We start from the raw sequence: 24,594 nt of genomic DNA on the forward strand, positions 1-24,594 counted from the left end.
CGGGCGCCGAATGTGGTTCAGGGCGCTTCTGACCAGTGGATAGTAATTTCCTCATGGTGGAAGTTCAATGGTTTGTTGATGTCGAGATTCTCTGAGTCGACAGATTCCACTTCCTCGTGGCCCTCAGTGCCATCTCCGTCACACCGTGCTCAGGAGAGACGGGCCAGGTCGGGCGGCGTGTCGATGTCGAAGGCCTCGGCCACGTCCGCGCACTCGACGAGGACGAGCTCCCCGGAATGTCGCGCGAGGTGCACCCGCGCGCCCTTGTCGCCCGTCGCCGTCGCCGCGATGTCCGCCCAGCGATCCGCGCCGAAGAGCACGGGATGGCCGCGCTCCCCGTCGTACGCCGCGGCGGCCAGGCTCGCCGGAGAGCGGTACGCCTCCCGGACCCGGGCGGCGGCGGCCGGACCGATCCCGGGCTGGTCCACCAGCGAGACCAGGGCCGCGCTCGCGCCCGTACCTGCCAGCGAGGCCAGGCCGGCCCGCAGGGAGGAGCCCATCCCCTCCGCCCAGTCCGGGTTGTCCACGACCGTGCAGCCGGCCAGGTCGGCGCGCTCGCGGACCTCGGCGGCCGAGGCGCCCAGCACCACGTGCACCGGGCCGCAGCCCGCCTCGCGCAGCACCCGTACGGCGTTCTCGACCAGCGGGCGGCCGCGGTAGGGGAGCAGCGCCTTGGGGCGGCCGCCGAGGCGCCGGCCGCCGCCGGCCGCCAGGAGCAGCCCCGCGATCACCGGGAGACCGGCGTGGGCAGCGGAGTCGGAGTCTGTGACGGTGTCGGCCTGCATGTCTCCGATTCTCGCCCCTGGGGCGAAGCCCGGCGCCGCTTCAGGACACCCAGTACGGAGGCCAGCGCGGCGCCGACGCGCAGCGGTTCGGAGATCCGGTTCTCGGCACGGGCCAGCAGGGCGCGTTCGTCACGGTCGGTCAGCATCGGGGCTTCTCCTTGCCAATCGGGGGCCAATACGGCGAGTCTGGTCCTCGATTGGCCTGGTCGGCAGAGCCAATCAGGGGAGGTTGGCATGGCAAACGGGCGAGTCGTCCACACAGCGGACAGGACGATCGGCAGCCGCCAGCTCGCGGCCCTGCTCCCCGCCGAGGTCCTGGCCCGCCCCGGCTACCGGTCGCTCGCCGACGCGATCCGCACCCTGATCCTCGACGGGCGCATCGCCCTGCACGTGCGGCTGCCCGCCGAACGCGAGCTCGCCGAGGCCGTCGGCGCCAGCCGGGCCACCGTCACCGGTGCCTACGACCTGCTGCGCGAGAGCGGCTACGTACGCAGCCGGCGCGGCGCCGGCACCTGGACCGAACTCCCCGACGGCCACCTCCCCGTCGGATCCCCCGCGATCGTCGGGACGGGCGCGCGCGCCGACGGCGACTCCGGCGTGGACCTCGCCATCGCCGCCATGGGCGCCCCCGAGGGCAGCCTCGCCGAGGCCTTCGCCTGGGCCGCGCCGAGGCTGTCCCGGCTCGCCCGCAGCCCCGGCTACCACCCCTACGGCCTGCCCGACCTGCGGGCCGCCGTCGCCGACCGGTTCACCCGGCGCGGGCTGCCCACGCGGCCCGAGCAGATCCTGGTCACGGCCGGGGCGCAGCAGGCCTTCGCGCTGGTCGTGAGCCTCCTGTGCCGGCCCGGCGACCGGGTCGTCACCGAGAACCCGACCTACGCCAACGCCCTCGACGCCCTGCGCCACGCACGGGTGCGCACCGGCTCCATAGCCGTCTCCGACGCGGGCTGGGACATGGAGATCGCCGAGTCCACCCTGCGTCAGACCGTGCCGCGGCTCGCCTACGCGATCCCCGACTTCCAGAACCCGACGGGCAACCTCATGCCGCCGGAGCAGCGGCTGCGGCTGCTCGCGGCGACCCGGTCCACCGGGACCTGGCTGGTGGTCGACGAGACCATCGCCGACATCGCGCTCGACGTCCCCGCGCCCCCGCCGTTGGCCTCGCTCGCCCCGCGCGGCGGCGCCGACCACGTGATCACCATCGGCTCGCTGAGCAAGACCCACTGGGGTGGCCTGCGGGTCGGCTGGATCCGGGCCACCGCCAAGATGATCACCGAGCTGACGGCCGTGCGGGTATCGGCGGACATGACCGGCTCGGTCCTCGACCAGTTGGTCGCGCTCCCGCTGATGGCCGGCCTCGACCGGTCCCTGCCCGCGCGCCTGGCGGAGCTGCGCACGCGGCGCGACGCGCTCGTAGGCTCCCTCCAGCGGCACACCCCCGAGTGGTCCTGGCAGCTCCCGCCGGGCGGCCTCTCCCTGTGGGTGGACCTCGGGGAACCGGTCAGCTCCTCCCTGGCCGAGCGGGCCGCGGCGGCCGGCGTCCACATCGGCCGGGGCGCCCGCTTCGGCGTGGACCCGGGCACCTTCGAACACCGGCTCCGCATCCCGTACACCCTCCCGGCGGACCTCCTGGACGAGGGAGTGCGCCGCCTCGCGACCGCCTTCCACGACGGGGTCCCCCTGGCCCCGGCGGTGGAACGGCCGCACTGGGTGGCGTAGCGCTCAGGTACGGGGCCGGAAGTACGCGTTCGCCGCCGGGCGGAACATCAGGGCCACGGCGGCGAGCACCGCCCCCACGTGCACGGCCCGGCTCGCGCCGAACACCCCGTCGAGGGCGCCCGCCTGCGACAGCGCCGCCGACAGTGAACCGCCGTCGGCGAGGTAGCCGAGCGGCTGCATGACCATCGAGGCCGTACCGAGGACCCCGAGACCGAGCGCGAGGGTGATCCGGGCCCAACGGGCGCCGCCCCGCATCCGCCGCGCGATCAGCACGGCGGCGGTGAAGACGGTGAGCCGGACGGCCAGGCCCACGCCGATCTCCCCGGCGGAGGCGGTCCCGTCGGCCACCATCCGGCCGATCGCGAGCACGGTCTCGAAGGCCCCGGCGGCCACGGCCGTGAGCCAGAGCGCGTAGGCGGTGCGGATCGGCGCCGGGGGAGTGCCTGTGAGCCGGTGACGCGTGGGCGTGGGTGTGGCGGACATCGGTACCGTCGCTTTCCTGCCGCTGTTCCGGGGTGTGCTTCGAACACCTCGAATCCTGGCGCTGCCCAGCGGCCCGCACCCGCCTGCAGACCGGCCTATCCGTACTGGGGCCGGCCCCCGGTGTGGGAAGGGGCGGGGTGGGAAAGGGCTCCGCGCGGCGGCCCCGGCAGCGGCTACGGCGTGCGGATCAGGCGGCGGGTCGCGGCGGCGGCCACGGCCGAGGTGCGGGAGTCCACGCCGAGCTTGGCGTAGATGTGCACCAGGTGGGACTTGACCGTGGCCTGGCTCAGGAACAGCTTCTTCGAGATCTGCTGGTTCGACAGCCCGTCCGCGACCAGCTGCAACACCTCCAGCTCCCGCTTCGTCAGCGCCTCCGCCGGCGTCCGCATCCGGTCCATCAGCCGCAGCGCCACCGCCGGGGCCAGCGCCGACTGCCCCGCCGCGGCCGTGCGGACCGCCGCCGCCAGCTCCTCCGGCGGGGCGTCCTTGAGCAGGTAGCCCGAGGCTCCCGCCTCCACCGCGGCCAGGATGTCCGCGTCCGTGTCGTACGTGGTCAGCACCAGGACCCGCGGGGCACCCGGGCGGGCCGTGATCAGGGCCGTCGCCGCGGAGCCGTGCATGCCGGGCCCGAACTGGAGGTCCATGAGGACCACGTCCACCGGCTCGGCGGCCGCCAGTTCCACGGCCCGCTCGGCGGTCGAGGCCTCGGCGACCACCGCGAAGTCCGGTTCGGTGTCCAGTACCGCGCGCAGCCCGGCCCGGACCACCGGGTGGTCGTCGGCGAGCAGCAGCCGGATCGTCATCGGGACGCCTCCAGGGGCAGGGGCAGGGTGACGGCCACGGCGGTGCCCTGGCCCGGATCGGATTCCACGGTGAACAGCCCGCCCAGCGTCTCGGCGCGCGAGCGCATCGCGGGCAGTCCGAAGCCCCCGTCGCCCGAGCCCGATCCCGAGGCGGCACAGGAGGCGTCGAAGCCCTGCCCGTCGTCGACGATGTCCAGGGTGACCGAGGCGTCCATGAAGGTCAGCGTGATCTCGGCGCGGTCCGCGCGCGCGTGCCGCACCACGTTGGCCAGTGCCGACTGGGCGATCCTCAGCAGGGCCACCTCGTACGGGGTCGGCAGCTCGCGCGGGCTGCCGCTCAGCGAGAACCGCACCCGGGGCCCCGGCGCCCCCGCGCACAGCCGTTCCAGCGCCGCGGCGAGCGACCCGTGCTCCAGGTCCGGCGGGGTCAGGGCCCGTACGAAGCGCCGCGCCTCGGCGAGGTTCTCCTGCGCGGCCTCCCGCGCCCGGGCGATGTGCGCCAGTGCGGCCGCCTGCCCACCGGTGACCTCGGCCCCGTCCTCGGCGGCCGCGGGGACGGCCGCCGAACCCTCGGACAGGGCCCGCTCCGCCGCCCGCAGCAGCAGCTGGATGGAGGACAGGCCCTGCGCGAGGGTGTCGTGGATCTCCCGGGCGAGCCGCTCCCGCTCGGCCATGATCCCGGCGCCCCGCTCGGCCGCGGCCAGCTCGGCCCGGGTCGCGATGAGCTCCTCGATCAGTTCCCGGCGTCGCTCGCTCTCCCGGTACAGCGCCTGGTAGCCCAGTACGGTCGCCACCGCCACCGCGCCGCCCAGCAGCGGCCCCAGGAAGGCCCCGGGGGTCACCGCGCCGCTGTGCCCGAGGAAGCCGCCGATGGCCGCGCAGGCGGTCACCGCGACGGCCGTGACGCCCCAGCGCAGCGGCAGCAGGTGCAGCTCCAGGAAGTACAGCGGGAAGGCGATCCACAGCCCGTCGGGCGAGACCACGAGCAGGGCGGCCCAGACGGCGGCCAGCGCGGCCAGCCACACCGCCGCCGCCCGCGGCGAACGGTGCACCGAGGGGGCCCGTACGCCGGCCGCGTACACGGCGGCCAGCAGCACGCAGACGGCGATCACCCAGCCGGCCCGAGGCGTCGAGTCGGCGACGGCGCGCCCGGCGGCCAGCGCGAGCAGCCCGAGGAGCAGCGCGTGCAGGCACAGCCGCAGGACGCGGGAGACGGGGGTGAGGGGGCGGGGTGCGGGGGGATTCAGAACAGCCATGGGCCTACCAGCCTAAAGCGGGCGTCGGCGCCCCCGGTCAACCGAAAGTTTGATGTCCGAGTGCGTCCTTCGATCCCGGGAACGCTCCCGTGGCGCGATGCCCCGGGCCCACCCGGAAGACCAAGGTGGGGGACATGTTCGTCGCATGGAGAGATCTACGGTTCGCCAAGGGCCGCTTCGCCCTCATGGGCTCGGTCGTGTTGCTGATCACGCTGCTGGTCGGCCTGTTGTCCGGGCTCACCTCCGGCCTGGCCCGGGAGAACATCTCGGCCATCACGGGTCTGCCCGCCGGCCGGCTGGCCTTCGCCGCGCCCTCCGGGGACCAGAAGGTGTCGTTCACCAACTCCCAGGTGCCCGAGAGCGCCTGGGAGGCCTGGCGGAAGCAGCCCGGGGTGAGCTCCGCGGAGCCGCTCGGCATCCGCACCACCAACGCCGTCGCGGGCGACCGCACCGCCGGCGTCTCCGTCTTCGGCGTGGACCCGGCGGGCCGGCTCGCCCCGAGCGGCGCCCGGCCCACCCAGGGGCAGGTGGTCCTCACCGAGAAGGCCGCGAAGGAACTCGGCGGACTCGCCGCGGGCGCCAAGCTCAGGATCGGCCCGCTGGAACTGACCGTGACAGGGGTTTCCGGCACCGCCGCCTTCAGCCACACCCCGGTCGTGTGGGCGGACCTGGCCGACTGGCAGCGCATCGGGAACCCCGGCACCTCCACCACCCCCGTCGCCACCGTCGTCGCCGTCACCGCGGACGGGAGCACGGACCTCGCCGCCGCGGACAAGGCGGCCGGGACCAAGGCCATGACCGTGGACGAGGCGCTGAGCGCCATCGGCTCGTACACCTCCGAGAACGGCTCGCTCCAGCTGATGCGCGGCTTCCTCTTCGCGATCTCCGCGCTCGTCATAGGAGCCTTCTTCACGGTGTGGACGATCCAGCGCAGCGGCGACATCGCCGTCCTGAAGGCACTGGGTGCCTCCACGCCCTACCTGTTGAAGGACGCCCTCGGACAGGCCGTGGTCATGCTCGCCGTCGGCACCGGGCTGGGCACCGCCCTCGCCGCCGGCTTCGGCGCCCTGATCAGCGGCGGGGACGTGCCCTTCGTCCTCGACGCCGCCACCGTGCTGGTCCCCGCCGCGATCATGATCGTGCTCGGTGCGCTCGGCGCCGCCCTCTCCATCCGGCGGATCACCGCCGTAGACCCGCTGACCGCCCTCGGGAGCGCCCGATGACCCTCCTCGTCCACGACGTCACGCTCACCTACCCCGACGGCGACGGCAGGCTCACCGCCCTCGACTCGGTGGGCCTGGAGGTCCCCCCGGGCACCCTGACCGCGGTCATCGGGCCCTCCGGCTCCGGCAAGTCCAGCCTGCTCGCGGTGGCCGCCACCCTGGTCACCCCCGACTCCGGTCGGGTCGTGGTCGCCGGTACGGACATCACCGGGCTCGGCCCGGCCGAGAAGGCGGCACTGCGCCGGGAGAAGATCGGCATCGTCTTCCAGCAGCCGAACCTGCTCGCCTCGCTCACCGCGGCCGAACAGCTCCAGGTGATGACCCACCTCTCGGGCGGTCCCACCCGCGCCGCGCGCCGTCGCGCGCTGGAGCTGCTGGACGCGGTGGGGCTGGCCGACAAGGCCGACAAGCGCCCCCACCAGCTCTCCGGCGGCCAGCGCCAGCGGATCAACATCGCCCGCGCCCTGATGAACGAGCCGGCCGTGCTGCTGGTCGACGAGCCGACCAGCGCCCTGGACCACGAGCGCGGCGCGGCCGTCCTCGACCTGCTGGTCACCCTGACCCGGGAGCGTTCCACGGCCACCGTGCTGGTCACGCACGACCACGCGCACCTGGACCGGATGGACCGCACGGCGACCATGACGGACGGCCGCCTGACCCGGGGTGCCGAGCCGGTACCGGCCGCCTGAGGCGCCTCCCGGCGCCCCGAGCGGGCACGCGAAGGCCCCGGCCCCCCTCGAAGCGGGGGAGCCGGGGCCTTCGTGCGTACGGAACCGGCCGCTACGCGGGGTTCTGGTTCGCGAGGGCGACCGAGAGCTCCTCGGCCACGCCCTGCAGGATCGGCACGAACGACTCGGCGACGGCCTCCGTGACGCGCCCCGCGGGACCCGAGATGGAGATCGCCGCGGCGGTCGGCGAGTTCGGCACGGAGACCGCGAGGCAGCGGACTCCTATCTCCTGCTCGTTGTCGTCGACCGCGTAGCCGACGTTGCGGACCTGCTCCAGGGCCTCCAGGAAGCCCTCGGGCGTGGTGATGGTCTTCTCGGTCGCGGCCGGCATCCCGGTGCGCGCCAGCAGGGCCCGCACCTCGTCGGCGGGGGTGTAGGCGAGGAGCGCCTTGCCCACGCCGGTGGAGTGCGGCAGCACCCGGCGGCCGACCTCGGTGAACATGCGCATCGAGTGCTTGGACGGCACCTGGGCGACGTAGACGATCTCGTCCCCGTCGAGCAGCGCCATGTTGGCCGTCTCGCCGGTCTCCTCGACCAGGCGCGCCAGGTAGGGGCGGGCCCAGGTGCCCAGCAGGCGCGACGCGGACTCGCCGAGGCGGATCAGACGCGGCCCGAGGGAGTAACGTCGGTTGGGCTGCTGGCGGACGTAGCCACACGCCACGAGGGTGCGCATGAGACGGTGGATCGTCGGCAGCGGCAGTCCGCTGGCGGCGGAGAGCTCGCTGAGACCGACTTCGCCCCCTGCGTCGGCCATGCGTTCGAGCAGATCGAAGGCGCGCTCGAGGGACTGGACGCCACCGCCGGCGGCGGTGGTCTTGGCGGAAGCGTCGGTGGTGCTGGCGCTGGACGTCGGCACGGCGCGGTCCTTTCGGTGCTGGCAGGCAAGGAAGCAGCCTACCGGTCAGTCGGCGTCGGCCCTAGACCAGGGGCGATGCCGTCTCCGCCGGTCAGAGGCGGTATGTCCGGGGGCGGACGTCCTCGCGAAGTTACCTGCCCGACTCCCGGTGGTGGTAGCTACATTCTGTATAGCGAAATCTTAATTCCATCCTGTGGAAACATCCAATTGCGGGTGCTGGTGTGTCAGTGGTCCCTCCGGGCGCTCTTGACTGGTTCCCCATCGCCCCGCAGACTCCGTCAACAGAACGTTGAATTTCGCTCTGTGGAAGTAGATGGGGAGGTTCCGGTGTCCGACGTGGCTGTGGAACTGGTACTGCGCTCGACGCGCGTCATCACCCCCGAGGGGACGCGCGCCGCCTCGGTGGCCGTCGCCGGCGGGAAGATCACGGCCGTGCTGCCGCACGACGCCGAGGTACCGGCCGGAGCCCGGCTGGAGGACTTCGGCGACGACGTCCTGCTCCCCGGCCTGGTCGACACCCACGTCCACGTGAACGACCCGGGCCGCACCGAGTGGGAAGGCTTCTGGACGGCCACCCGCGCCGCCGCGGCCGGTGGCATCACCACGATCCTGGACATGCCGCTCAACTCCCTGCCGCCCACCACCACGGTCGACAACCTCCGCGTCAAGCAGGAGGTCGCCCGCACCAAGGCGCACATCGACGTCGGCTTCTGGGGCGGAGCCCTGCCGGACAACGTCAAGGACCTGGCGCCGCTGCACGACGCCGGCGTCTACGGCTTCAAGTGCTTCCTGTCGCCCTCCGGCGTGGACGAGTTCCCGCTGCTGGACCAGGAGCAGCTGGCCACGTCGCTCGCCGAGATCACCGGCTTCGGCGGCCTGCTGATCGTGCACGCGGAGGACCCGCACCACCTGGAGTCCGCCCCGCAGAACCCGGGCCCCAAGTACGCCGACTTCCTGGCCTCCCGCCCCCAGGACGCCGAGAACACCGCGATCCAGAACCTGATCGACCAGGCCAAGCGGCTGAACGCCCGCGTCCACGTCCTGCACCTGTCCTCCGCCTCCGCGCTGCCGCTGATCGCCGCGGCCAAGGCCGAGGGCGTGCAGATCACGGTCGAGTCCTGCCCGCACTTCCTCACCCTCACCGCCGAGGAAGTCCCGGACGGCGCCACCGAGTTCAAGTGCTGCCCGCCCATCCGCGAGGCCGCGAACCAGGACGTCCTGTGGGACGCGCTCGCCGACGGCACGATCGACTGCATCGTCTCCGACCACTCGCCCTCCACCGCGGACCTCAAGACCGGCGACTTCGCCACCGCGTGGGGCGGCATCTCCTCCCTCCAGCTGGGCCTCCCCGCGATCTGGACCGAGGCGCGCAAGCGCGGACGCACCCTCGAGGACGTCGTCCGCTGGATGTCCGCCGCCCCGGCCGCCCTCGCTGGGCTGGCGCAGAAGGGCGCGATCGAGGTCGGCCGCGACGCCGACTTCGCCGTCGTGGCCCCCGAAGAAACGTTCACCGTGGACCCGGCCGAGCTCCACCACCGCAACCAGGTGACGGCGTACGCGGGCAAGACCCTGCACGGCGTCGTCAAGTCCACCTGGCTGCGCGGCACCCAGATCGCCGACCACGGCACTCCGACCGAGCCCACGGGCCTCCTCCTCGAAAGGCAGAACTGACAGTGGCGATTCCTTCCTTCACCGGTAACGCGAACCCGTACGGAGGCGGCGACCCGTACGCGGACTACCGCACCGCGGACTTCCCGTTCACCCAGTACGCGAACCTCGCCGCCCGTGAGCTGGGCGCCGGTGTCATCGCCGCCAACGACGAGTTCTTCGCCCAGCGCGAGAACCTGCTGATCTCCGAGGCCGCGCACTTCGACCCCGAGGACTTCGGCCACAAGGGCAAGGTCATGGACGGCTGGGAGACCCGCCGCCGCCGTGGCGTCTCCGCCACCCAGCCCTGGCCGACCCCCGAGGACCACGACTGGGCGCTGGTTCGCCTGGGCGCCCCCGGCGTGATCCGCGGCATCGTCGTCGACACCGCCCACTTCCGCGGCAACATGCCGCAGGCCGTCTCCATCGAGGGCACCAACTGGGAGGGCGCCCTGGCGCCGACCCCGGAGGAGCTCCTGGGCGACGACGTGAAGTGGACGACCCTGGTCGAGCGCACCCCGGTCGGCGGCCACGCGGCCAACGGCTTCGAGGTCGCCGCCGAGCAGCGCTTCACGCACCTGCGCGTCAACCAGCACCCCGACGGCGGCATCGCCCGCCTGCGCGTCTACGGCGAGGTCCTGCCGGACCCGAAGTGGCTCGCGGCGCTCGGCTCCTTCGACGTGGTGGCGCTGGAGAACGGCGGCTCCGTCCAGGACGCCTCCAACCGCTTCTACTCCCCGCCGACCAACACCATCAACCCGGGTCGCTCCCGCAAGATGGACGACGGCTGGGAGACCGCGCGTCGTCGTGACAACGGCAACGACTGGATCCGCTACCAGCTCGTCACCGAGTCCGAGATCCGCGCCGTCGAGATCGACACCGCGTACCTGAAGGGCAACTCGGCCGGCTGGGCCTCGCTGTCCGTCAAGACGGGCGAGGAGGGCGAGTGGACCGAGTTCCTGCCGCGCACCCGCCTGCAGCCCGACACCAACCACCGCTTCGTGCTGGACGCCCCGGCGGTCGGCACGCACGTCCGGATCGACATCTTCCCGGACGGCGGTTTCTCCCGCCTGCGCCTCTTCGGCTCGCTGACGGAGAACGGCGCGGCCTCGCTGGCCGCCCGTCACCAGGAGCTGGGCGGCTGACGCCACCCACGTCCAGCCCCGGGGGCCGACACCCCCGGGGCGCGCACGACCCGGAGGGGCGCACCGCTCGCGGTGCGTCCCTCCGGCGCATTTTCATGTGAACTCCGTTACGGGTGGGGCAGGATGGGCCCCGGCGGCCCGGCCCGCGGGCCCCCACGTCAACGGGAGGGCACGCACATGACCGAGGTCCCCGAAGCGCCGCGCGCACGCGAGACCCGCCGCAAGGACACCCTCGCGCGCTTCGACAACGACAACGACGTCTGGGTCGCCACCGCCGACGCCGACGGCGTCCCCTGCCTCGTCCCCCTCTCCTTCCGGTGGGACGGCGAGACCTTCCTGCTGTCGACCCGCGCCACCGTCCCCACCGGCCGCAACCTCACCGCGAACGGCAGGGTGCGCCTCGCCTTCGGCCTCACCCGCGACGTGGTCCTCGTCGAGGGCGCCGCGACCACGCTGGACGTGACGGACCTCGCCCCCGGCGAACAGGAGGCCTTCGCGGCCCACACCGGCTTCGACCCCGGCGCCTTCGCCGTCCCCTACCCCTATTTCCGGATCGTGCCGGAGTGGATCCAGGCCTGGCGCGAGGCGAACGAGATCGCCGGCCGCGACCTGATGACGGGCGGCCGCTGGCTGCCCTGACCGCCGGTGGCTACGCGGCGTGCCCGCCGTCGACGGAGAACTCCGCGCCCGTCACGAAGGCGGCCTGCGAACCCGCGAGGAAGCCCACCATCTCGGCCACCTCCCGCGCGGTTCCGAAGCGCCCCACGGCGGTCAACGCCGTCTGAGCGCCGGCGTACGGGCCGTCCGCCGGGTTCATGTCGGTGTCCACCGGCCCCGGGTGGACGATGTTCGCGGTGATGCCGCGCTCGCCCAACTCCCGTGCGAGGGCCTTGGTCAGCCCGATCAGCGCCGACTTGCTCATCGCGTAGAGCGTGCCGCCGGGACCGGGCACCCGCTGGGTCATGCAGGTGCCGATGGTGATGATCCGCCCGCCGGGCCCCATGTGCCCGGCCGCCGCCTGCGCGGTCAGGAACACCCCGCGCACGTTGACGGCGAGCACCCGGTCCACGTCGTCCGCGCCGAGGGAGTCCAGCGGTCCGAGCACGCCGATGCCCGCGTTGTTGACGAGTACGTCCAGCCGCCCGAGCTCCCGGACGGTCCGCTCCACCGCCAGGGCGGCGGCCGCCGGGTCCGCGGCGTCGGCCCGTACGGCGACCGCGCGCCGCCCCAGCGCCTCGACCTTCCCGACGACTTCGGCCGCCGCCCGGGCGTCGTTGACGTACGTGATCGCGACGTCGCCCCCGTCCTCGGCGAGCTTCAGGGCACTCGCGGCCCCGATCCCGCGGCTTCCTCCGGTCACCAGGGCCACTGCGTTGCCGTTCACGGTGTTTCCTCTCGTCGATCCTGTCGATCCTGTCGATCCCGCTGATTGGTTGCGAGTTCAATGAAATCTCCGTGAGGTCCGGGCCGCCGGCATGAATCCGACCTCGCGTTTCGCGGCGCGCACGCGGCGGGCGGAGTCGACGACGGGAAGCGTCAGCAGCGCCAGGAACACGCAGACCCCCGGCCAGCCGGCGTGCCGGTGGACCTGCAGGCCGAGCCAGGACCCGGCGCTGCCGCCGAGGTAACCGCAGGTCATGTACGCGGTGTTGAGCGCGCTGCGGGAGTCGCCCCGCAGGGCGTAGAAGCGGGCCTGGTTGGCGACCATGCCGCACTGCATGGCGGTGTCCAGCACCAGCGTGCCGAGGACGAGCGCGACGAGACCCGTGGTGCCGCCCCGGGCGCCGAGGGCGAGGACGCCCGCGGCGGCGAGGGTGGCGAGGAAGCAGACCAGGTTGACCCGGTCGGGGCCGAGCCGGTCCACGAAGCGGCCGGCGATCGGGGTGCACGCCATGGTGACGACTCCGGTCAGCGCGACGAGCCCCAGGGCCTGCGGGCCGTAGCCGTAGACCGGGCCGGTGAGGAGCAGTGCCAGACAGACCCACATGGCGGAGAACCCCGCGAACAGGGAGGCCTGGTACCAGCCGGAGCGGCGCAGCTCGGGCTCCGCGCACAGCAGCCGCAGGGGCCGCAGGGGCAGCGCCCGCAGCGGCACCCGGGGCGCGGGGGAGACGCCGGTCGCCGGCAGCGCGCGGGCCAGTACGACGGCGAGGCACAGCACCACGAGCCCGGCCACCCAGTACGGGGCCCGCCACCCGAACCGTTCGCCGAGCGCACCGCCGAAGGTGCGGGCCAGGAGCATGCCGCCGATGGATCCGCTGAGCAGGGTCCCCATCACGGCCCCGCGCCGCCGTTCCGCGACCAGGCCGACGGTCATCGGGCCGATCAGTTGGGCGGCCGTGGTGGTGACCCCGACGAGGACGCCGGCGGCGAGGAGTTGGGTCAGGTCGCGGGCGAGGGCGGCGGCCAGCAGGGCCGCGCCACTGGCCGCGAGGAGGGTGACGAGGAGGCGGCGGTACGGGAGCCGGTCGCCGAGGGGGACGAGCAGGAAGATGCCGAGGGTGTAGCCGACCTGGGTGGCGGTGACGATGCCGGCCGCCCGGCCGGGCGAGGTCCCGAGCCCGGCGGCGACCAACGGGGCGACGGCCTGCGGGAAGTAGATGTTCCCGACGGCGACGGCACAGGTCAGCGCGAGGATCACGGTCAACCGCCGATCGAGGCGATCGGCTCCCGGCTCCGCGTGAACCGCCGCTCCGGCTTCTGCGGTCCGCTCCGCGGGCGGCGCCTGCCCCACCGGCCCGCCCGCCCGGGCGGCCCCGGCCGCGTGCGCCGCCCGGGCGGCCGGGGGTGTCTGCGCCGTGTGCACCGCCCGCGCGCGGGCCGTCGGCGTGGCCGGGGTCGGCGGGACCGCTGCCGGGGCGGTCCGGGGTGGTGGGGCGGCCGGGCCCGTGGGGGGAGTGTGCCCCCCGCGCCGGCCCCGGTACGGGGCAGGGGTGCCCGCGGTGGGTGGTTTCTGCGTCATGCCCGGTAGTCCAGTGCACCCGGCCGGGCCGGCCAATGGATGTAGCCTCGGGCTTAATGATCAGCTTCGGGCTCGACGCCGACGACCTCGCGGACACCCGCTTCGCCCTGTCCCCGCTCATGGACACCGTGCTGAGCCTGCGCGTGCTCCGAGAGCCGGGACTGTCCACGATCCACGCCCCTTGGCGCAGGGCCACCGTTCCCCGGATCGGCGGCATGCCGGACACGGCACTGCTCGCCTCGCTCGTCGCACGACACCGCACGACGCCCGACTTCCTGACCCCCCGCCCCGAGCGGTTCTCCGCGACCTTCGCCGAGGAGCTGGCCGTCGTGCGCCGCACCCCGGCCGCCGTCGTCCGCCGCGACCTGCTCGACGCGCACCACCCGGACCCGCTCCCCGCGCCCCTGCTCCCCGCGCTCGCCGACGACGACCGGGACGTCGACGCCCTGCGCGACTCCATCTGCGAACTGCTGCACCGGTACTGGACGCTCGCGCTCCAGCCGGCCTGGCCCGCGATGCGGCTCGTGCTCGAAGCCGACATGACCTACCGGGCCCGGCAGCTGGCCGTCGGCGGCGCGCGCCGGCTCTTCGCCGACATGCACCCCAATCTCCGCTGGGACGGCGGGATCCTGCGCGTCGACGACGTCCTCGGCGACTTCCACATCCCGGCCGCCGGCCGCGGACTGCTGCTGGTCCCCTCCGTCTTCGCCCACAAGCCCGCCCCGCCCGTCACCGCCGACCAGCCGCCCGGCCTGGCCTACCCCAGCCGGGGCGTGGCGACCCTGTGGTCCGACCCGGCCCCGCCCGACGCCAAGGCCCTGCACAAACTCATCGGCGCCCCCAAGGCCGCCCTCCTGGCCCTCCTCGACGACCCCCTGCCCACCGTCGAGCTCGCCCGCCGCCTCCGGGTCACCCCCAGCGCGGTCTCCCAGCACCTGGCCGTACTGCACCGCACCGGCCTGGTGACGCGAACCCGCGACGCCCGCCTCGTCCTCTACCGCCGCACGCCCCTCGGCGACCGACTCCTCGACCCGGCAGCCGCCACTACCCTGGCGCGATGACCGCCACCACACCCCTCGACAGAGCCCTGTACGGCATTGCCGACCCCGAACTGCTGCCCCTGCCGGACGACGTGGCGGATCTCCTGTCCCTCCTGGAGGCCCCACCACGGCTGGCGGCGCACCTGCGCGCCGTCCACGACGTCGCGCACCGGCTGGTCGACTGGGTCGCACACCACTGCCCCGCGGCGGCCTTCGACCGCGAAGCGGTCCTCTTCGGCGCGGCGACGCACGACATCGGCAAGACCGTCCACGTGGCCGAACTCTCGGGCCCCGGTTCGGAGCACGAGCCGGCCGGGCGGGACCTGCTGCTCCGCCACGGCGTCGGCCCGGCCCGGGCCCGCTTCGCCGCCACCCACGCGTCGTGGACCGAACCCGGCGTCGGCCTGGAGGACTTGCTGGTGAGCCTGGCCGACAAGATCTGGAAGAACAAGCGGGTCCCCGACCTGGAGGACCGCGTCGTCACCGCCCTGGCCGGGGCGAGCGGCCGGGAGGTCTGGGAGGAGTTCATCGCGCTCGACGCACTCCTCACCGCCATCGGCGACGGGGCCGACGAGCGCCTCGCCTTCCAGTCGTCGTTCGCGGTTCACGGGCCCACGGAGGCACGGCGTGCGGGTGCCCCGCCCGCGTGGCGGAGCGATGGGGGAGCGGGCGGGCGGGAGTCTGAACCGGTGTAGGCCGGTGCACGGCGACGAACGAGCAAGGAGCGCAGAGCCATGGGCAAGCTGACCCTGACGACCTTCCTGACCCTCGACGGGGTGATGCAGGCCCCCGGCGGACCCGACGAGGACCGCAGCGGCGGGTTCGAGTACGGCGGGTGGCTCGTGCCGTTCGCCGACGAGGGGATGGGGGAGTTCATCACCGAGGTCTTCGGCCGGACCGGGGCGTTCCTGCTCGGGCGCCGGACGTACGAGATCTTCGCCGGCTACTGGCCGCAGCACGACGACCCGGCCGACCCCGTCGCGGGCAAGCTGAACCGGCTGCCCAAGTACGTGGCTTCCACGACGCTCGAGGAGCCGGAGTGGGGCCCGGTCACCGTGCTCGACGGGGAGCAGCTCCAGAGCGAGATCGTCCGGGTCAAGGACGCCCTCGACGGGGAACTCCAGGTGCACGGCAGCGGGCAGCTCGCGCAGTGGCTGCTGGCGCGGGACCTCGTCGACGAGCTGAACCTGCTGGTCTTCCCGGTCTTCCTGGGCGGCGGCCGGCGGCTGTTCCCCACCGGCGGGCTGCCGACCGCCTTCGAGCTGACCGGGTCCAGGACCACGTCGAGCGGGACCGCCATCCAGACGTACCGGCCCACCGGGCGCGCCGCCTTCGGGACGTTCGAGGACTGACCCGCGACGGGTTCGGCGGGCCCTCGGGTCAGCGGGGGTCCAGGGCCACCTGGACCACGCGGCCCTCGCGCAGGACGAGGAGGTCCGGGGACTCGTGCCCGTGGTGCCGGATCCGGCCCACCGGGCCCGGCCGACGGATGTGCGGGGCGAGGACCAGCAGGAGGTCCTCCAGGGCGGGGAGCTCCTCCTCGGCCACCTCCTGGCGGCTGGTCAGGGCCCAGCCGGGGCCGGAGGCCGGGGCGAACTCGCCCACGAGCATGCCTCCGATCCGCGCGGCCGGGCCGCGCGAGGAGAGGATCCCGTCGGGCGCGAGCTGTCGGCGGAGCTCCGAGAGCACGGGCTCCGGGGTGGATTCGAGCAGGTCGAACGCCAGGTCCAGGGCGTAGAGGTCGGCCATGCCGCGATGCTACGGGGCCGGTCTGACAGGTAGGGAAATCGGTGGATCGGCATGATCGCCTCCGGTACGGTGACCCCGCACCGTGCGAGCCGCCGAAGTCTCCACTTCCCGAGCGTCGTTGGAGAGCTTCGATGACCGTGATCTCGCCCGCCCTCGCCACCGCCCCCCGCCGGGCCTGGCTCGCCGACCTGCCCGTGCTGGCCGTCGCCGTCGTGTGGGGCGGGAGCTACCTCGCCGCCAAGGGCATCACCACCGCCCACACCGTGATCGCCGTGCTCGTGCTCCGGTTCGCGCTCGTACTGCCCGTCCTGGTCGTCGCCGGGTGGGCCCGACTGCGGGCGCTGAGCCCCGCGCAGCTGCGCGGCGCCGCCGGACTGGGCCTCGTGCTCGGCGGGATCTTCCTGCTGGAGACGTACGGGGTCGTCCACACGTCCGCGACCAACGCCGGGCTGATCATCAGCCTGACCATGATCTTCACGCCGCTGGCCGAGGCCGCCGTGCGGCGGCGCAGGCCCTCCCTCGGGTTCCTCGGGGCCGCCGGGGTCTCGATCGCCGGGGTCCTGCTGCTGACGCAGGGCGCCGGGTTCACCGCGCCCGGCCTCGGCGACCTGCTCATCCTCGGCGCCGCCCTCGCCCGGACCCTGCACGTGCTGCTCATGGCCCGGATCCCGGCCGTGCAGGACGCGGACTCGCTGTCGCTGACCACCGTGCAGCTCGGCGGGGCCGTCCTCGTGTTCGCCCTGCTGGCGGCCGTGCCCGGGACGGGGGAGAGCCCCTGGGCCGCCGCCGCCGGTTTCGGGGCGGCCGAATGGGCCGGGCTGGCCTTCCTCTCCCTCTTCTGCACGCTCTTCGCCTTCTTCGTGCAGATGTGGGCCGTACGCCGCACCTCGCCCTCCCGCGTCAGCCTGCTGCTGGGCACCGAGCCCCTGTGGGCGGCCGCCTCCGGCATCGCCATCGGCGGCGAACACCTCGCCCCGCTCGGCTTCGCGGGCGCGGCCCTCGTCCTCGCCGGCACCGCCTGGGGGCGGCGCGCCGCCTCCTGAGGAGTGGCCGAAAACGCCGGGTCCAGGGGCGAACGGCCACCGTACTGTGGGCCAATGCCAGTCGTGGACATCAGCGCGAACGCCGCGGACTTCTCCGCCGACCCCCACTCGTTCTACGCACGATTACGCGCGACGGGACCGGTCCACCGGGTCACCGCCCAGGCCCCCGAGTACGACCCCACCTATCTCGTCGTCGGCCACGCCGAGGCCCGCCAGGCACTGAACCACCCCGGCCTGGCGAAGGACTGGCGCGAATCCGGCCACTTCCCGGACACCCTCGCCGCCGCGAGCAACGCGAACATGCTCGAATCCGACCCGCCCCGGCACACCCGACTGCGCCGCCTGGTCGCCCGCGAGTTCACCACCCGCCGGGTCGAGGCCCTGCGCCCCCGGGTCCGGCAGATCACCGACGAACTCCTCGACGCGATGGCCGCCCGCCGCGAGCGCACCGCGGACCTCGTGAAGGCCCTCGCCTTCCCGCTGCCGATGACCGTGATCTGCGAGCTGCTCGGCGTCCCCGACCTGGACCGCTACCGCTTCAGCTCCTGGTCCCGCGAGATCGTCTCCCCGGGCGACGGCAGCCCCGATGGCGCCGCCCACCGGCAGCTGAGCGGCTACCTCGCGGACCTCGTCGCCGCCAAGGCGAAGGATCCCGGCGAGGACCTGCTCAGCGCCCTCATCCGCACCCGGGAGGAGGGGGAGGACGGAGAAGGGGCGCTCTCGCCCGACGAGGTGATCGGCATGGCCTTCCTGTTGCTCGTCGCGGGCCACGAGACCACCGTGAACCTGATCGGCAACGGCGTGCGCGCCCTGCTCGCCCACCCCGACCAGCTGGCCGACGTGCGCGCCGACCCCGACGGGCTCCTCGACGGCGCCGTCGAGGAGATGCTCCGCTACGAGGGCCCCGTCCAGAACGCCACCTACCGCTACGCCCGCGAGGACGTCGACCTCGGCTCCGCCGTCATCCCGGCGGGGGCCACCGTCGTCGTCTCGCTCGCCTCCGCGGACCGCGACCCGGGCAAGTACCAGGACCCGGGGCCCGACGTGTTCGACATCCGCCGCGCCCCGCAGGGCCACCTGGCCTTCGGGCACGGCCCGCACTTCTGCATCGGCGCCCCGCTGGCCCGGATGGAGGGCCGCATCGCGCTCCGCGGCCTGCTGGAGCGCTTCCCGGACCTGGAGGAGGACCCGGCAGGCGGACCGCCGGCCTGGCAGCGGGGCAGTCTGATGCGGGGCGTGACCAGGCTCCCGGTGCGCTGGTAGGCGTACGGAATGGTCACCCGCTCACAGGTCCGGGAGCTCCTCCATCCGCACCCGGCGCCCCTCCCGTCGCGAGCGTTCGCACGCCTCCGCCACCCGCAGCGCGGCGAGCGCCTCCCGGCCGTCGCACGCGTTGGCGCCCTCGCCCCGCACCAGGTGCACGAAGGCCGCCAGCTCCGCCTCGTACGCCGGGGCGAACCGCTCCAGGAAACCCGTCCACGGCTTGCTCGCCGGGGGCGGACCGTGCGGTTCCGTCGAGGCGATCGGCGTACGGTCGTCCAGCCCGGCGGAGACCTGGTCCAGCTCCCCGGCCAGCTCCATCCGCACGTCGTAGCCCGCGCCGTTGCACCGGGTGCCGGTCGCGGTGACGAGGGTCCCGTCGTCGAGGGTGAGGACGGCCGCCGCCGTGTCGACGTCCCCGGTCTCCCGGAACCTCGGCGGCCCCGCGTCCGAGCCGACCGCGTACACCTCGGTCACCTCGTGCCCGGTCACCCAGCGCACCATGTCGAAGTCGTGCACGAGGCAGTCCCGGTACAGCCCGCCCGAGGTCGCCAGGTACTCGGCGCTCGGCGGCGCGGGATCGGCCGTCATCGTCCGTACGGTGTGCAGCCGGCCCAGCGCCCCCGAACGCACCAGCTCCCGCGCCGTGCGGTAGCCCGCGTCGAAGCGGCGCATGAACCCCACCTGGAGCACGCCGCCCGAGGCCGCCACCTCGCGCAGCGCCGCCAGGGTCCGGGCCAGGTCCGGGGCCAGCGGCTTCTCGCAGAACACGGGCAGGCCGCCGCGCACCGCCCGTACGACGAGGTCCGCGTGCGCGTCGGTCGCGGAGGCCACCACCACCGCGTCCACGCCCCAGGTGAAGACCTGCTCCACGGAGGGCGCTGCGGTGGCCCCGAGACGGTCGGCGAGGCGCGCCGCCCGCGCGGGATCGGCGTCGGCGAGCAGGAGCGAGCCCGCCTCCGGGTGGCGGGCCAGTGCCGCCGCGTGGAAGGACCCGATCCGGCCCGTCCCGATGAGCCCGATGCGCATGCACTCAACGTGACCCCGTACGGGGGACCTGTCAATCTGCCCGGCCATGCCCCGATGGGCCCGCATGGTCCACTGTGGCGGATACTGAGCGGCTGGAACCGGAATGACCGAATCATGACGGTCGTGACGGACGTGATGGACGTGACGGACGAGGGAAGGGCGCGGCGACGTGGCTAGGGTTGGGACAGGGGTGCGCGTCGTGGGCGCGGTGCTCGCGGCGGTACTGGGGGCCTCGCTCGCGGGCTGCAGCAGTACGGGCGGCAAGCGCGCCGAAGAGCGCGCGAAGGCCGCCGAGGCGGGCCGGCCCGCCGTGTCCACCCCGCGCTGGACCTTCGCGATGGTCACCCACGCGGGCGACGGCGACACCTTCTGGGACATCGTCCAGAAGGGCGCCAAGGAGGCGGCGGCGAAGGACAACATCAACTTCGTCTACGCCCACGACGACCAGGCCCAGCAGCAGGCCCAGTTCGTGCAGAACGCCATCGACCAGAAGGTCGACGGGCTCGTCGTCAGCCTCGCCAAGCCCGAGGCCCTCAAGGACGTCATCGCCAAGGCCGTCAAGGCCGGCATCCCGGTGATCACGGTCAACTCCGGATCCGCCCAGTCCGCCGAGTACGGGGCGCTGACCCACATCGGCCAGGACGAGACGATCGCCGGCGAGGCCGTCGGCACCGAGCTGGCCAAGCGCGGTCGCAAGAAGGCCGTCTGCGTCCTGCACGAGCAGGGCAACGTGGGCCACGAGCAGCGCTGCGCGGGCGCCAAGAAGACGTTCGACGGAACGATGGAGAACCTGTACGTCGAGGGCACCAACATGCCCTCCGTGCAGGCCGCCATCCAGGCCAAGCTCCAGGCGGACCCGTCCGTCGACGCGATCGTCACCCTCGGCGCGCCCTTCGCCGCCACCGCGATCAAGGCCAAGGAAGCGGCCGCGAGCAAGGCCGAGGTGGACACCTTCGACCTGAACGAGGCCGTCGCCCGCGACCTGAAGTCCGGCGCCCTCGGCTTCGCCGTCGACCAGCAGCCCTACCTCCAGGGCTACGAGGCGATCGACCTGCTCTGGCTCTACCGCTACAACGCGAACGTGCTCGGCGGCGGCCGCCCGGTCCTGACCGGACCGCAGATCGTCACCGGTGCCGAGGCCGCCCAGCTGGAGGACTACATCAAGCGGGGCAGGCGATGAGCGCCACCGCCACCGCGGACGAACGCCTCGCGCCGACCTCCCTGGTCCGCAAGCTGCTGGGGCGTCCCGAGTTCGGCGCGGTCGTCGGCGCCGCCGCCGTCTTCGTCTTCTTCTCCATCGCGGCCCCCACCTTCCTCCAGGCCTCCAGCCTGAGCACGATCCTGTACTCGGCCTCCACCATCGGGATCATGGCCTGCCCGGTGGCCCTGCTGATGATCGGCGGCGAGTTCGACCTCTCCGCCGGTGTCATGGTCACGACCTCGGCCCTGGTCGGCTCGATGTTCAGCTACCAGATGACCGCGAACGTCTGGGTCGGGGTCCTGGTGTCCCTGGTCGTCACCCTGGCCATCGGCTTCTTCAACGGCTTCATGCTGACCCGCACCAAACTGCCCAGCTTCATCATCACGCTCGGCACCTTCCTGATGTTGACCGGCCTGAACCTCGGCTTCACCAAGCTGATCAGCGGCTCGGTCTCCACCAAGACCATCGCCGACATGGAGGGCTTCCCCTCGGCCCGCGCCCTGTTCGCCTCGCAGTGGACGATCGGCTCGGTCACCCTCAAGGTCACCATCCTGTGGTGGCTGGTCCTGGTCGCCGTGGCCACCTGGATCCTGCTGCGCACCCGCGCCGGCAACTGGATCTTCGCCGTGGGTGGCGGGGCGGACGCGGCCCGCGCGACCGGCGTCCCCGTCGTGAAGACCCGCATCGGGCTCTACATGGGCGTGGCCCTGTGCGCCTGGATCTCCGGCCAGCACATCCTCTTCTCGTACGACGTGGTCCAGTCGGGCGAGGGCGTCGGCAACGAGTTCCTGTACATCATCGCGGCGGTCATCGGCGGCTGTCTGATGACCGGCGGATACGGCTCCGCCATCGGCTCGGCGGTCGGCGCGTTCATCTTCGGCATGACCAGCAACGGCATCGTCTACGCCCAGTGGAACCCGGACTGGTTCAAATTCTTCCTCGGCGCGATGCTCCTGCTCGCGACGCTCCTCAACGCGTGGGTCCGCAAGCGGGCGGAGGCAAAGTGAGCACCGCACTGGTGGAGCTGACCGACGTCAGCAAGTACTACGGCAACATCCGCGCCCTCCAGGGCGTCTCCCTGGAGGTCTCGGCGGGCGAGATCACCTGCGTGCTGGGCGACAACGGCGCCGGCAAGTCCACCCTCATCAAGATCATCGCGGGGCTGCACCGGCACGACGCCGGCACCTTCGAGATCGAGGGCGAGGAGACCGTCCTCGCCAACCCGCGCGCCGCCCTCGACCGCGGCATCGCCACCGTCTACCAGGACCTCGCCGTGGTCCCGCTCATGCCCGTCTGGCGCAACTTCTTCCTCGGCTCCGAGCCCACCAAGGGCCGCGGGCTCCTGCGCCGCCTCGACGTCCCGTACATGCGCGAGACCACCCGGGCCGAGCTGCTGCGCATGGGCATCGACCTGCGCGACGTCGACCAGCCCATCGGGACCCTGTCCGGCGGCGAGCGGCAGTGCGTGGCCATCGCCCGCGCCGTCCACTTCGGCGCGAAGGTCCTCGTGCTCGACGAGCCCACCGCCGCCCTCGGCGTCAAACAGTCCGGAGTGGTCCTCAAGTACGTCGCCGCCGCCCGTGACGCGGGTCTCGGCGTGGTCCTGATCACCCACAACCCGCACCACGCGTACCTGGTCGGGGACCGCTTCGTCCTGCTCAAACGCGGCACCATGGCGGGCAGCCACACCCGCGACTCGATCACCCTCGACGAGCTCACCCGGCAGATGGCGGGCGGCTCCGAGCTCGACGAGCTGAGCCACGAACTGGAGCGGGTGGCAGAATCGGGGGACGACCGCACCACGCCCACCGCCACCACCGACAGGGACGACACGACTCGATGAGCACGTACCGGGACTTCACGCTCGCCCACCGGGGGGCGGCGAAGGGCACCGTGCTGCGGACCATCGGGAGCCGCGAGCGCCGGTCGCACCTGACCGCCCCGCGCGTCCCGACCGTCGGCATCGACATCGGCGGCACCAAGGTGATGGCCGGCGTCGTCGACGCCGACGGGGTCATCCTGGAGAAGATCCGCACCGAGACCCCCGACAAGTCCAAGAGCCCCAAGGTCGTCGAGGACACCATCGTCGAACTGGTCCTGGACCTCTCCGACCGGCACGACGTGCACGCCGTCGGCATCGGCGCGGCCGGCTGGGTCGACGCCGACCGCTCCCGGGTCCTCTTCGCACCCCACCTGGCCTGGCGCGACGAGCCCCTGCGCGACGCGCTCCAGTCCCGGCTCGCCGTCCCGGTCATGGTCGACAACGACGCCAACACCGCCGCCTGGGCGGAATGGCGCTTCGGTGCCGGCCGCGGCGAGGACCACCTCGTCATGATCACCCTCGGCACCGGCATCGGCGGAGCCATCCTCGAAGGCGGCCAGGTCAAGCGCGGCCGCTACGGGGTCGCGGGCGAGTTCGGCCACATGCAGGTCGTCCCCGGCGGGCACCGCTGCCCGTGCGGCAACCGGGGCTGCTGGGAGCAGTACAGCTCCGGCAACGCCCTGGTCCGCGAGGCCCGCGAGCTGGCCGCGGCCGACTCCCCGGTCGCGTACAACATCATCGCCAGGGTCGGCGGGAACGTTTCGGAGATCACCGGACCGCTCATCACCGAGCTGGCCCGCGAGGGCGACGCCATGTGCGTCGAGCTGCTCCAGGACATCGGCCAGTGGCTCGGCGTCGGCATCGCCAACCTGGCCGCCGCCCTCGACCCCTCCTGCTTCGTCATCGGCGGCGGCGTCAGCGCCGCCGACGACCTGCTCATCGGCCCCGCCCGGGACGCCTTCCGGCGCCACCTCACCGGCCGCGGCTACCGCCCCGAGGCCCGTATCGCCAAGGCGCAGCTCGGCCCCGAGGCGGGCATGGTCGGCGCGGCCGACCTGGCCCGGCTCGTCGCCCGCCGCTTCCGCCGCGCCACCCGCCGCCGGGTCGAGCGCTACGAACGGTACGAGCGCTACGCGCAGCAGCTGGGCCGCCGCGAGAGCACGGCCCGCGACACCGAGGTCCCCGAGCCCCCGGCCCCCGAAACCAAGGCCCCCCGGATCCCCGGCCCCGAGAACCTGGACGACCAGCAGTGACCCCGCCCACCCTGCCCCGCCAGGCCCCTTCCCCCGACGGCGACGCCACCCCGCGACCCGTCGAGAACCGCAGGCACGTCGTCAAGCGCCGCTGGATCACCGCGGTCATCATCCTGCTGCTGGTCGGCGTCCCCGCGGGCTACCTGGCGATCTCCACCCAGCAGAGCCGCGAGAGCGGCCGCGACAAGGCCGCCCGGATCGGTGCCTCCAAGGTCAGGCCGGGCTGGCCGTCCAAGGTGCAGCGCAGCATCTACGAGGTGCCCATCCCGCCGAAGGCCTGGCGGGTCGGCTTCCTGGAGACCAACAACTGGCACACCAGCCGGCTGTTCACCGCCTTCTCGGTGACCCCGGCCGACCTGGACGCCTTCCTCGCCTCCGTCGGCACCAGCCGCGACGCCCTCGCCCAGGGGGAGATCACGATCTCCCCGCACGACTCCGAGGTCGCGGGCTGGAGCTGGAGCCCGAAGGCGAACTGGTACGGGATCACCCTGGAACAGCCGGAACCGCGCCCGACCCGCGACATCACGGTCGACCTCACGAACCCGGAGAACCCCAAGGTCTACGTGGTCTCCACCGCCGTTCCGTAGCCT

The 24,594-nt window shown here is 73.3% G+C and carries 26 protein-coding genes; 16 read left to right on the forward strand and 10 right to left on the reverse strand.

The genetic code is table 11. From position 1 onward, the window contains the following. Positions 1 to 149 precede the first annotated feature (149 nt). Both ACFYZL_RS07560 and ACFYZL_RS07565 read right to left on the reverse strand, forming a co-directional pair. A complete protein-coding gene (locus tag ACFYZL_RS07560) occupies positions 150 to 785 on the reverse strand; it encodes an NTP transferase domain-containing protein (protein WP_384756483.1) in 636 nt (211 codons plus the stop codon). After that, positions 728 to 931 carry a hypothetical protein gene (locus ACFYZL_RS07565; RefSeq protein WP_384756480.1) on the reverse strand — a complete coding sequence of 68 codons (204 nt, stop codon included), beginning with the start codon at positions 929 to 931 and terminating at the stop codon, positions 728 to 730. Before ACFYZL_RS07565 ends, ACFYZL_RS07560 begins: the two co-directional genes overlap by 58 nt. 88 nt (positions 932 to 1,019) lie before the next feature. Between ACFYZL_RS07565 and ACFYZL_RS07570 the strand changes: the two genes are divergently transcribed. Further along, positions 1,020 to 2,504, forward strand: a complete 1,485-nt coding sequence (locus ACFYZL_RS07570) for a PLP-dependent aminotransferase family protein (RefSeq protein ID WP_384756477.1) — start codon at positions 1,020 to 1,022, stop codon at positions 2,502 to 2,504. Between the two features lie 3 nt (positions 2,505 to 2,507). On the opposite strand, the gene ACFYZL_RS07575 is transcribed toward ACFYZL_RS07570, so the two are convergent. From ACFYZL_RS07575 to ACFYZL_RS07585, 3 genes are all read right to left on the reverse strand, one after another. Further along, positions 2,508 to 2,987: a hypothetical protein gene (locus ACFYZL_RS07575; protein WP_384756475.1), complete on the reverse strand. Its 480-nt coding sequence runs from the start codon at positions 2,985 to 2,987 to the stop codon at positions 2,508 to 2,510. Positions 2,988 to 3,160: 173 nt separating this feature from the next. Further along, the gene (locus ACFYZL_RS07580; RefSeq protein ID WP_384578182.1) at positions 3,161 to 3,790 is read right to left on the reverse strand and encodes a response regulator; all 630 of its coding nucleotides are present in this window, start codon (positions 3,788 to 3,790) and stop codon (positions 3,161 to 3,163) included. Next, on the reverse strand, positions 3,787 to 5,046 hold the full coding sequence (locus ACFYZL_RS07585) for a sensor histidine kinase (protein ID WP_388677012.1): 1,260 nt from the start codon (positions 5,044 to 5,046) through the stop codon (positions 3,787 to 3,789). Before ACFYZL_RS07585 ends, ACFYZL_RS07580 begins: the two co-directional genes overlap by 4 nt. Positions 5,047 to 5,180: 134 nt before the next feature. Here ACFYZL_RS07585 and ACFYZL_RS07590 point away from each other — a divergent pair, with 134 nt between their 5' ends. Together ACFYZL_RS07590 and ACFYZL_RS07595 are read left to right on the forward strand one after the other, a co-directional pair. Further along, a complete protein-coding gene (locus ACFYZL_RS07590) occupies positions 5,181 to 6,269 on the forward strand; it encodes an ABC transporter permease (RefSeq protein WP_388677015.1) in 1,089 nt (362 codons plus the stop codon). Beyond that, entirely contained in the window at positions 6,266 to 6,958 is a 693-nt protein-coding gene (locus ACFYZL_RS07595; RefSeq protein ID WP_384756463.1) for an ABC transporter ATP-binding protein, read from the forward strand. The genes ACFYZL_RS07590 and ACFYZL_RS07595 overlap by 4 nt, the downstream gene beginning before the upstream one ends. 91 nt (positions 6,959 to 7,049) lie before the next feature. Here ACFYZL_RS07595 and ACFYZL_RS07600 read toward each other — a convergent pair whose 3' ends face one another. Further along, positions 7,050 to 7,853 carry an IclR family transcriptional regulator gene (locus tag ACFYZL_RS07600; protein ID WP_384756461.1) on the reverse strand — a complete coding sequence of 268 codons (804 nt, stop codon included), beginning with the start codon at positions 7,851 to 7,853 and terminating at the stop codon, positions 7,050 to 7,052. A 336-nt stretch (positions 7,854 to 8,189) separates the two neighbouring features. On the opposite strand from ACFYZL_RS07600, the gene allB reads away from it, so the two are divergent. The 3 genes from allB to ACFYZL_RS07615 all read left to right on the forward strand — a co-directional run bounded on the left by allB (position 8,190) and on the right by ACFYZL_RS07615 (position 11,284). Then, complete coding sequence (allB, locus tag ACFYZL_RS07605; protein ID WP_384756489.1) at positions 8,190 to 9,524, forward strand: allantoinase AllB; 1,335 nt, start codon at positions 8,190 to 8,192, stop codon at positions 9,522 to 9,524. A 2-nt stretch (positions 9,525 to 9,526) separates the two neighbouring features. Beyond that, positions 9,527 to 10,645 carry an allantoicase gene (alc, locus tag ACFYZL_RS07610; protein ID WP_384578177.1) on the forward strand — a complete coding sequence of 373 codons (1,119 nt, stop codon included), beginning with the start codon at positions 9,527 to 9,529 and terminating at the stop codon, positions 10,643 to 10,645. A 177-nt stretch (positions 10,646 to 10,822) separates the two neighbouring features. Continuing rightward, positions 10,823 to 11,284: a pyridoxamine 5'-phosphate oxidase family protein gene (locus tag ACFYZL_RS07615; RefSeq protein WP_388677020.1), complete on the forward strand. Its 462-nt coding sequence runs from the start codon at positions 10,823 to 10,825 to the stop codon at positions 11,282 to 11,284. A 10-nt stretch (positions 11,285 to 11,294) separates the two neighbouring features. Here the strand turns inward: ACFYZL_RS07615 and ACFYZL_RS07620 are convergent, their stop codons facing one another. Further along, complete coding sequence (locus ACFYZL_RS07620; protein ID WP_388677023.1) at positions 11,295 to 12,029, reverse strand: SDR family oxidoreductase; 735 nt, start codon at positions 12,027 to 12,029, stop codon at positions 11,295 to 11,297. Positions 12,030 to 12,086: 57 nt separating this feature from the next. Further along, positions 12,087 to 13,286 carry an MFS transporter gene (locus ACFYZL_RS07625; protein ID WP_388677594.1) on the reverse strand — a complete coding sequence of 400 codons (1,200 nt, stop codon included), beginning with the start codon at positions 13,284 to 13,286 and terminating at the stop codon, positions 12,087 to 12,089. A gap of 377 nt (positions 13,287 to 13,663) precedes the next feature. On the opposite strand from ACFYZL_RS07625, the gene ACFYZL_RS07630 reads away from it, so the two are divergent. From ACFYZL_RS07630 to ACFYZL_RS07640, 3 genes are read left to right on the forward strand one after another with little or no spacing between them, the layout of a single operon-like run. After that, positions 13,664 to 14,668 (forward strand): ArsR/SmtB family transcription factor, encoded by a 1,005-nt coding sequence (locus tag ACFYZL_RS07630; protein WP_384750121.1) that lies wholly within the window; start codon positions 13,664 to 13,666, stop codon positions 14,666 to 14,668. Continuing rightward, positions 14,665 to 15,342 carry a phosphohydrolase gene (locus ACFYZL_RS07635; RefSeq protein WP_384750119.1) on the forward strand — a complete coding sequence of 226 codons (678 nt, stop codon included), beginning with the start codon at positions 14,665 to 14,667 and terminating at the stop codon, positions 15,340 to 15,342. The genes ACFYZL_RS07630 and ACFYZL_RS07635 overlap by 4 nt, the downstream gene beginning before the upstream one ends. Before the next feature lie 39 nt (positions 15,343 to 15,381). Further along, positions 15,382 to 15,999 carry a dihydrofolate reductase family protein gene (locus ACFYZL_RS07640; RefSeq protein WP_384750116.1) on the forward strand — a complete coding sequence of 206 codons (618 nt, stop codon included), beginning with the start codon at positions 15,382 to 15,384 and terminating at the stop codon, positions 15,997 to 15,999. 28 nt (positions 16,000 to 16,027) lie between these two features. Here the strand turns inward: ACFYZL_RS07640 and ACFYZL_RS07645 are convergent, their stop codons facing one another. Continuing rightward, positions 16,028 to 16,396, reverse strand: a complete 369-nt coding sequence (locus tag ACFYZL_RS07645; protein ID WP_384750114.1) for a hypothetical protein — start codon at positions 16,394 to 16,396, stop codon at positions 16,028 to 16,030. Between the two features lie 131 nt (positions 16,397 to 16,527). Between ACFYZL_RS07645 and ACFYZL_RS07650 the strand changes: the two genes are divergently transcribed. After that, the gene (locus tag ACFYZL_RS07650; RefSeq protein ID WP_388677028.1) at positions 16,528 to 17,439 is read left to right on the forward strand and encodes a DMT family transporter; all 912 of its coding nucleotides are present in this window, start codon (positions 16,528 to 16,530) and stop codon (positions 17,437 to 17,439) included. 54 nt (positions 17,440 to 17,493) lie between these two features. Further along, entirely contained in the window at positions 17,494 to 18,702 is a 1,209-nt protein-coding gene (locus ACFYZL_RS07655) for a cytochrome P450 (protein ID WP_388677031.1), read from the forward strand. 21 nt (positions 18,703 to 18,723) lie between these two features. On the opposite strand, the gene ACFYZL_RS07660 is transcribed toward ACFYZL_RS07655, so the two are convergent. Continuing rightward, positions 18,724 to 19,728 carry a Gfo/Idh/MocA family oxidoreductase gene (locus ACFYZL_RS07660; RefSeq protein ID WP_384750107.1) on the reverse strand — a complete coding sequence of 335 codons (1,005 nt, stop codon included), beginning with the start codon at positions 19,726 to 19,728 and terminating at the stop codon, positions 18,724 to 18,726. A 199-nt stretch (positions 19,729 to 19,927) separates the two neighbouring features. Here ACFYZL_RS07660 and ACFYZL_RS07665 point away from each other — a divergent pair, with 199 nt between their 5' ends. The 5 genes from ACFYZL_RS07665 to ACFYZL_RS07685 are packed head-to-tail and all read left to right on the forward strand — an operon-like array spanning position 19,928 to position 24,591. Then, positions 19,928 to 20,908, forward strand: a complete 981-nt coding sequence (locus ACFYZL_RS07665; protein ID WP_384750126.1) for a substrate-binding domain-containing protein — start codon at positions 19,928 to 19,930, stop codon at positions 20,906 to 20,908. Continuing rightward, a complete protein-coding gene (locus ACFYZL_RS07670; RefSeq protein ID WP_388677034.1) occupies positions 20,905 to 21,936 on the forward strand; it encodes an ABC transporter permease in 1,032 nt (343 codons plus the stop codon). The genes ACFYZL_RS07665 and ACFYZL_RS07670 overlap by 4 nt, the downstream gene beginning before the upstream one ends. After that, positions 21,906 to 22,772 carry an ATP-binding cassette domain-containing protein gene (locus ACFYZL_RS07675; protein ID WP_388677037.1) on the forward strand — a complete coding sequence of 289 codons (867 nt, stop codon included), beginning with the start codon at positions 21,906 to 21,908 and terminating at the stop codon, positions 22,770 to 22,772. Before ACFYZL_RS07670 ends, ACFYZL_RS07675 begins: the two co-directional genes overlap by 31 nt. Then, entirely contained in the window at positions 22,769 to 24,004 is a 1,236-nt protein-coding gene (locus tag ACFYZL_RS07680; protein WP_388677040.1) for an ROK family glucokinase, read from the forward strand. The genes ACFYZL_RS07675 and ACFYZL_RS07680 overlap by 4 nt, the downstream gene beginning before the upstream one ends. Continuing rightward, a complete protein-coding gene (locus ACFYZL_RS07685; RefSeq protein ID WP_384750095.1) occupies positions 24,001 to 24,591 on the forward strand; it encodes a hypothetical protein in 591 nt (196 codons plus the stop codon). Before ACFYZL_RS07680 ends, ACFYZL_RS07685 begins: the two co-directional genes overlap by 4 nt. Positions 24,592 to 24,594: the final 3 nt, after the last annotated feature.

The organism is Streptomyces sp. NPDC001717 (assembly GCF_042892775.1).
Lineage (GTDB): Bacteria > Actinomycetota > Actinomycetes > Streptomycetales > Streptomycetaceae > Streptomyces.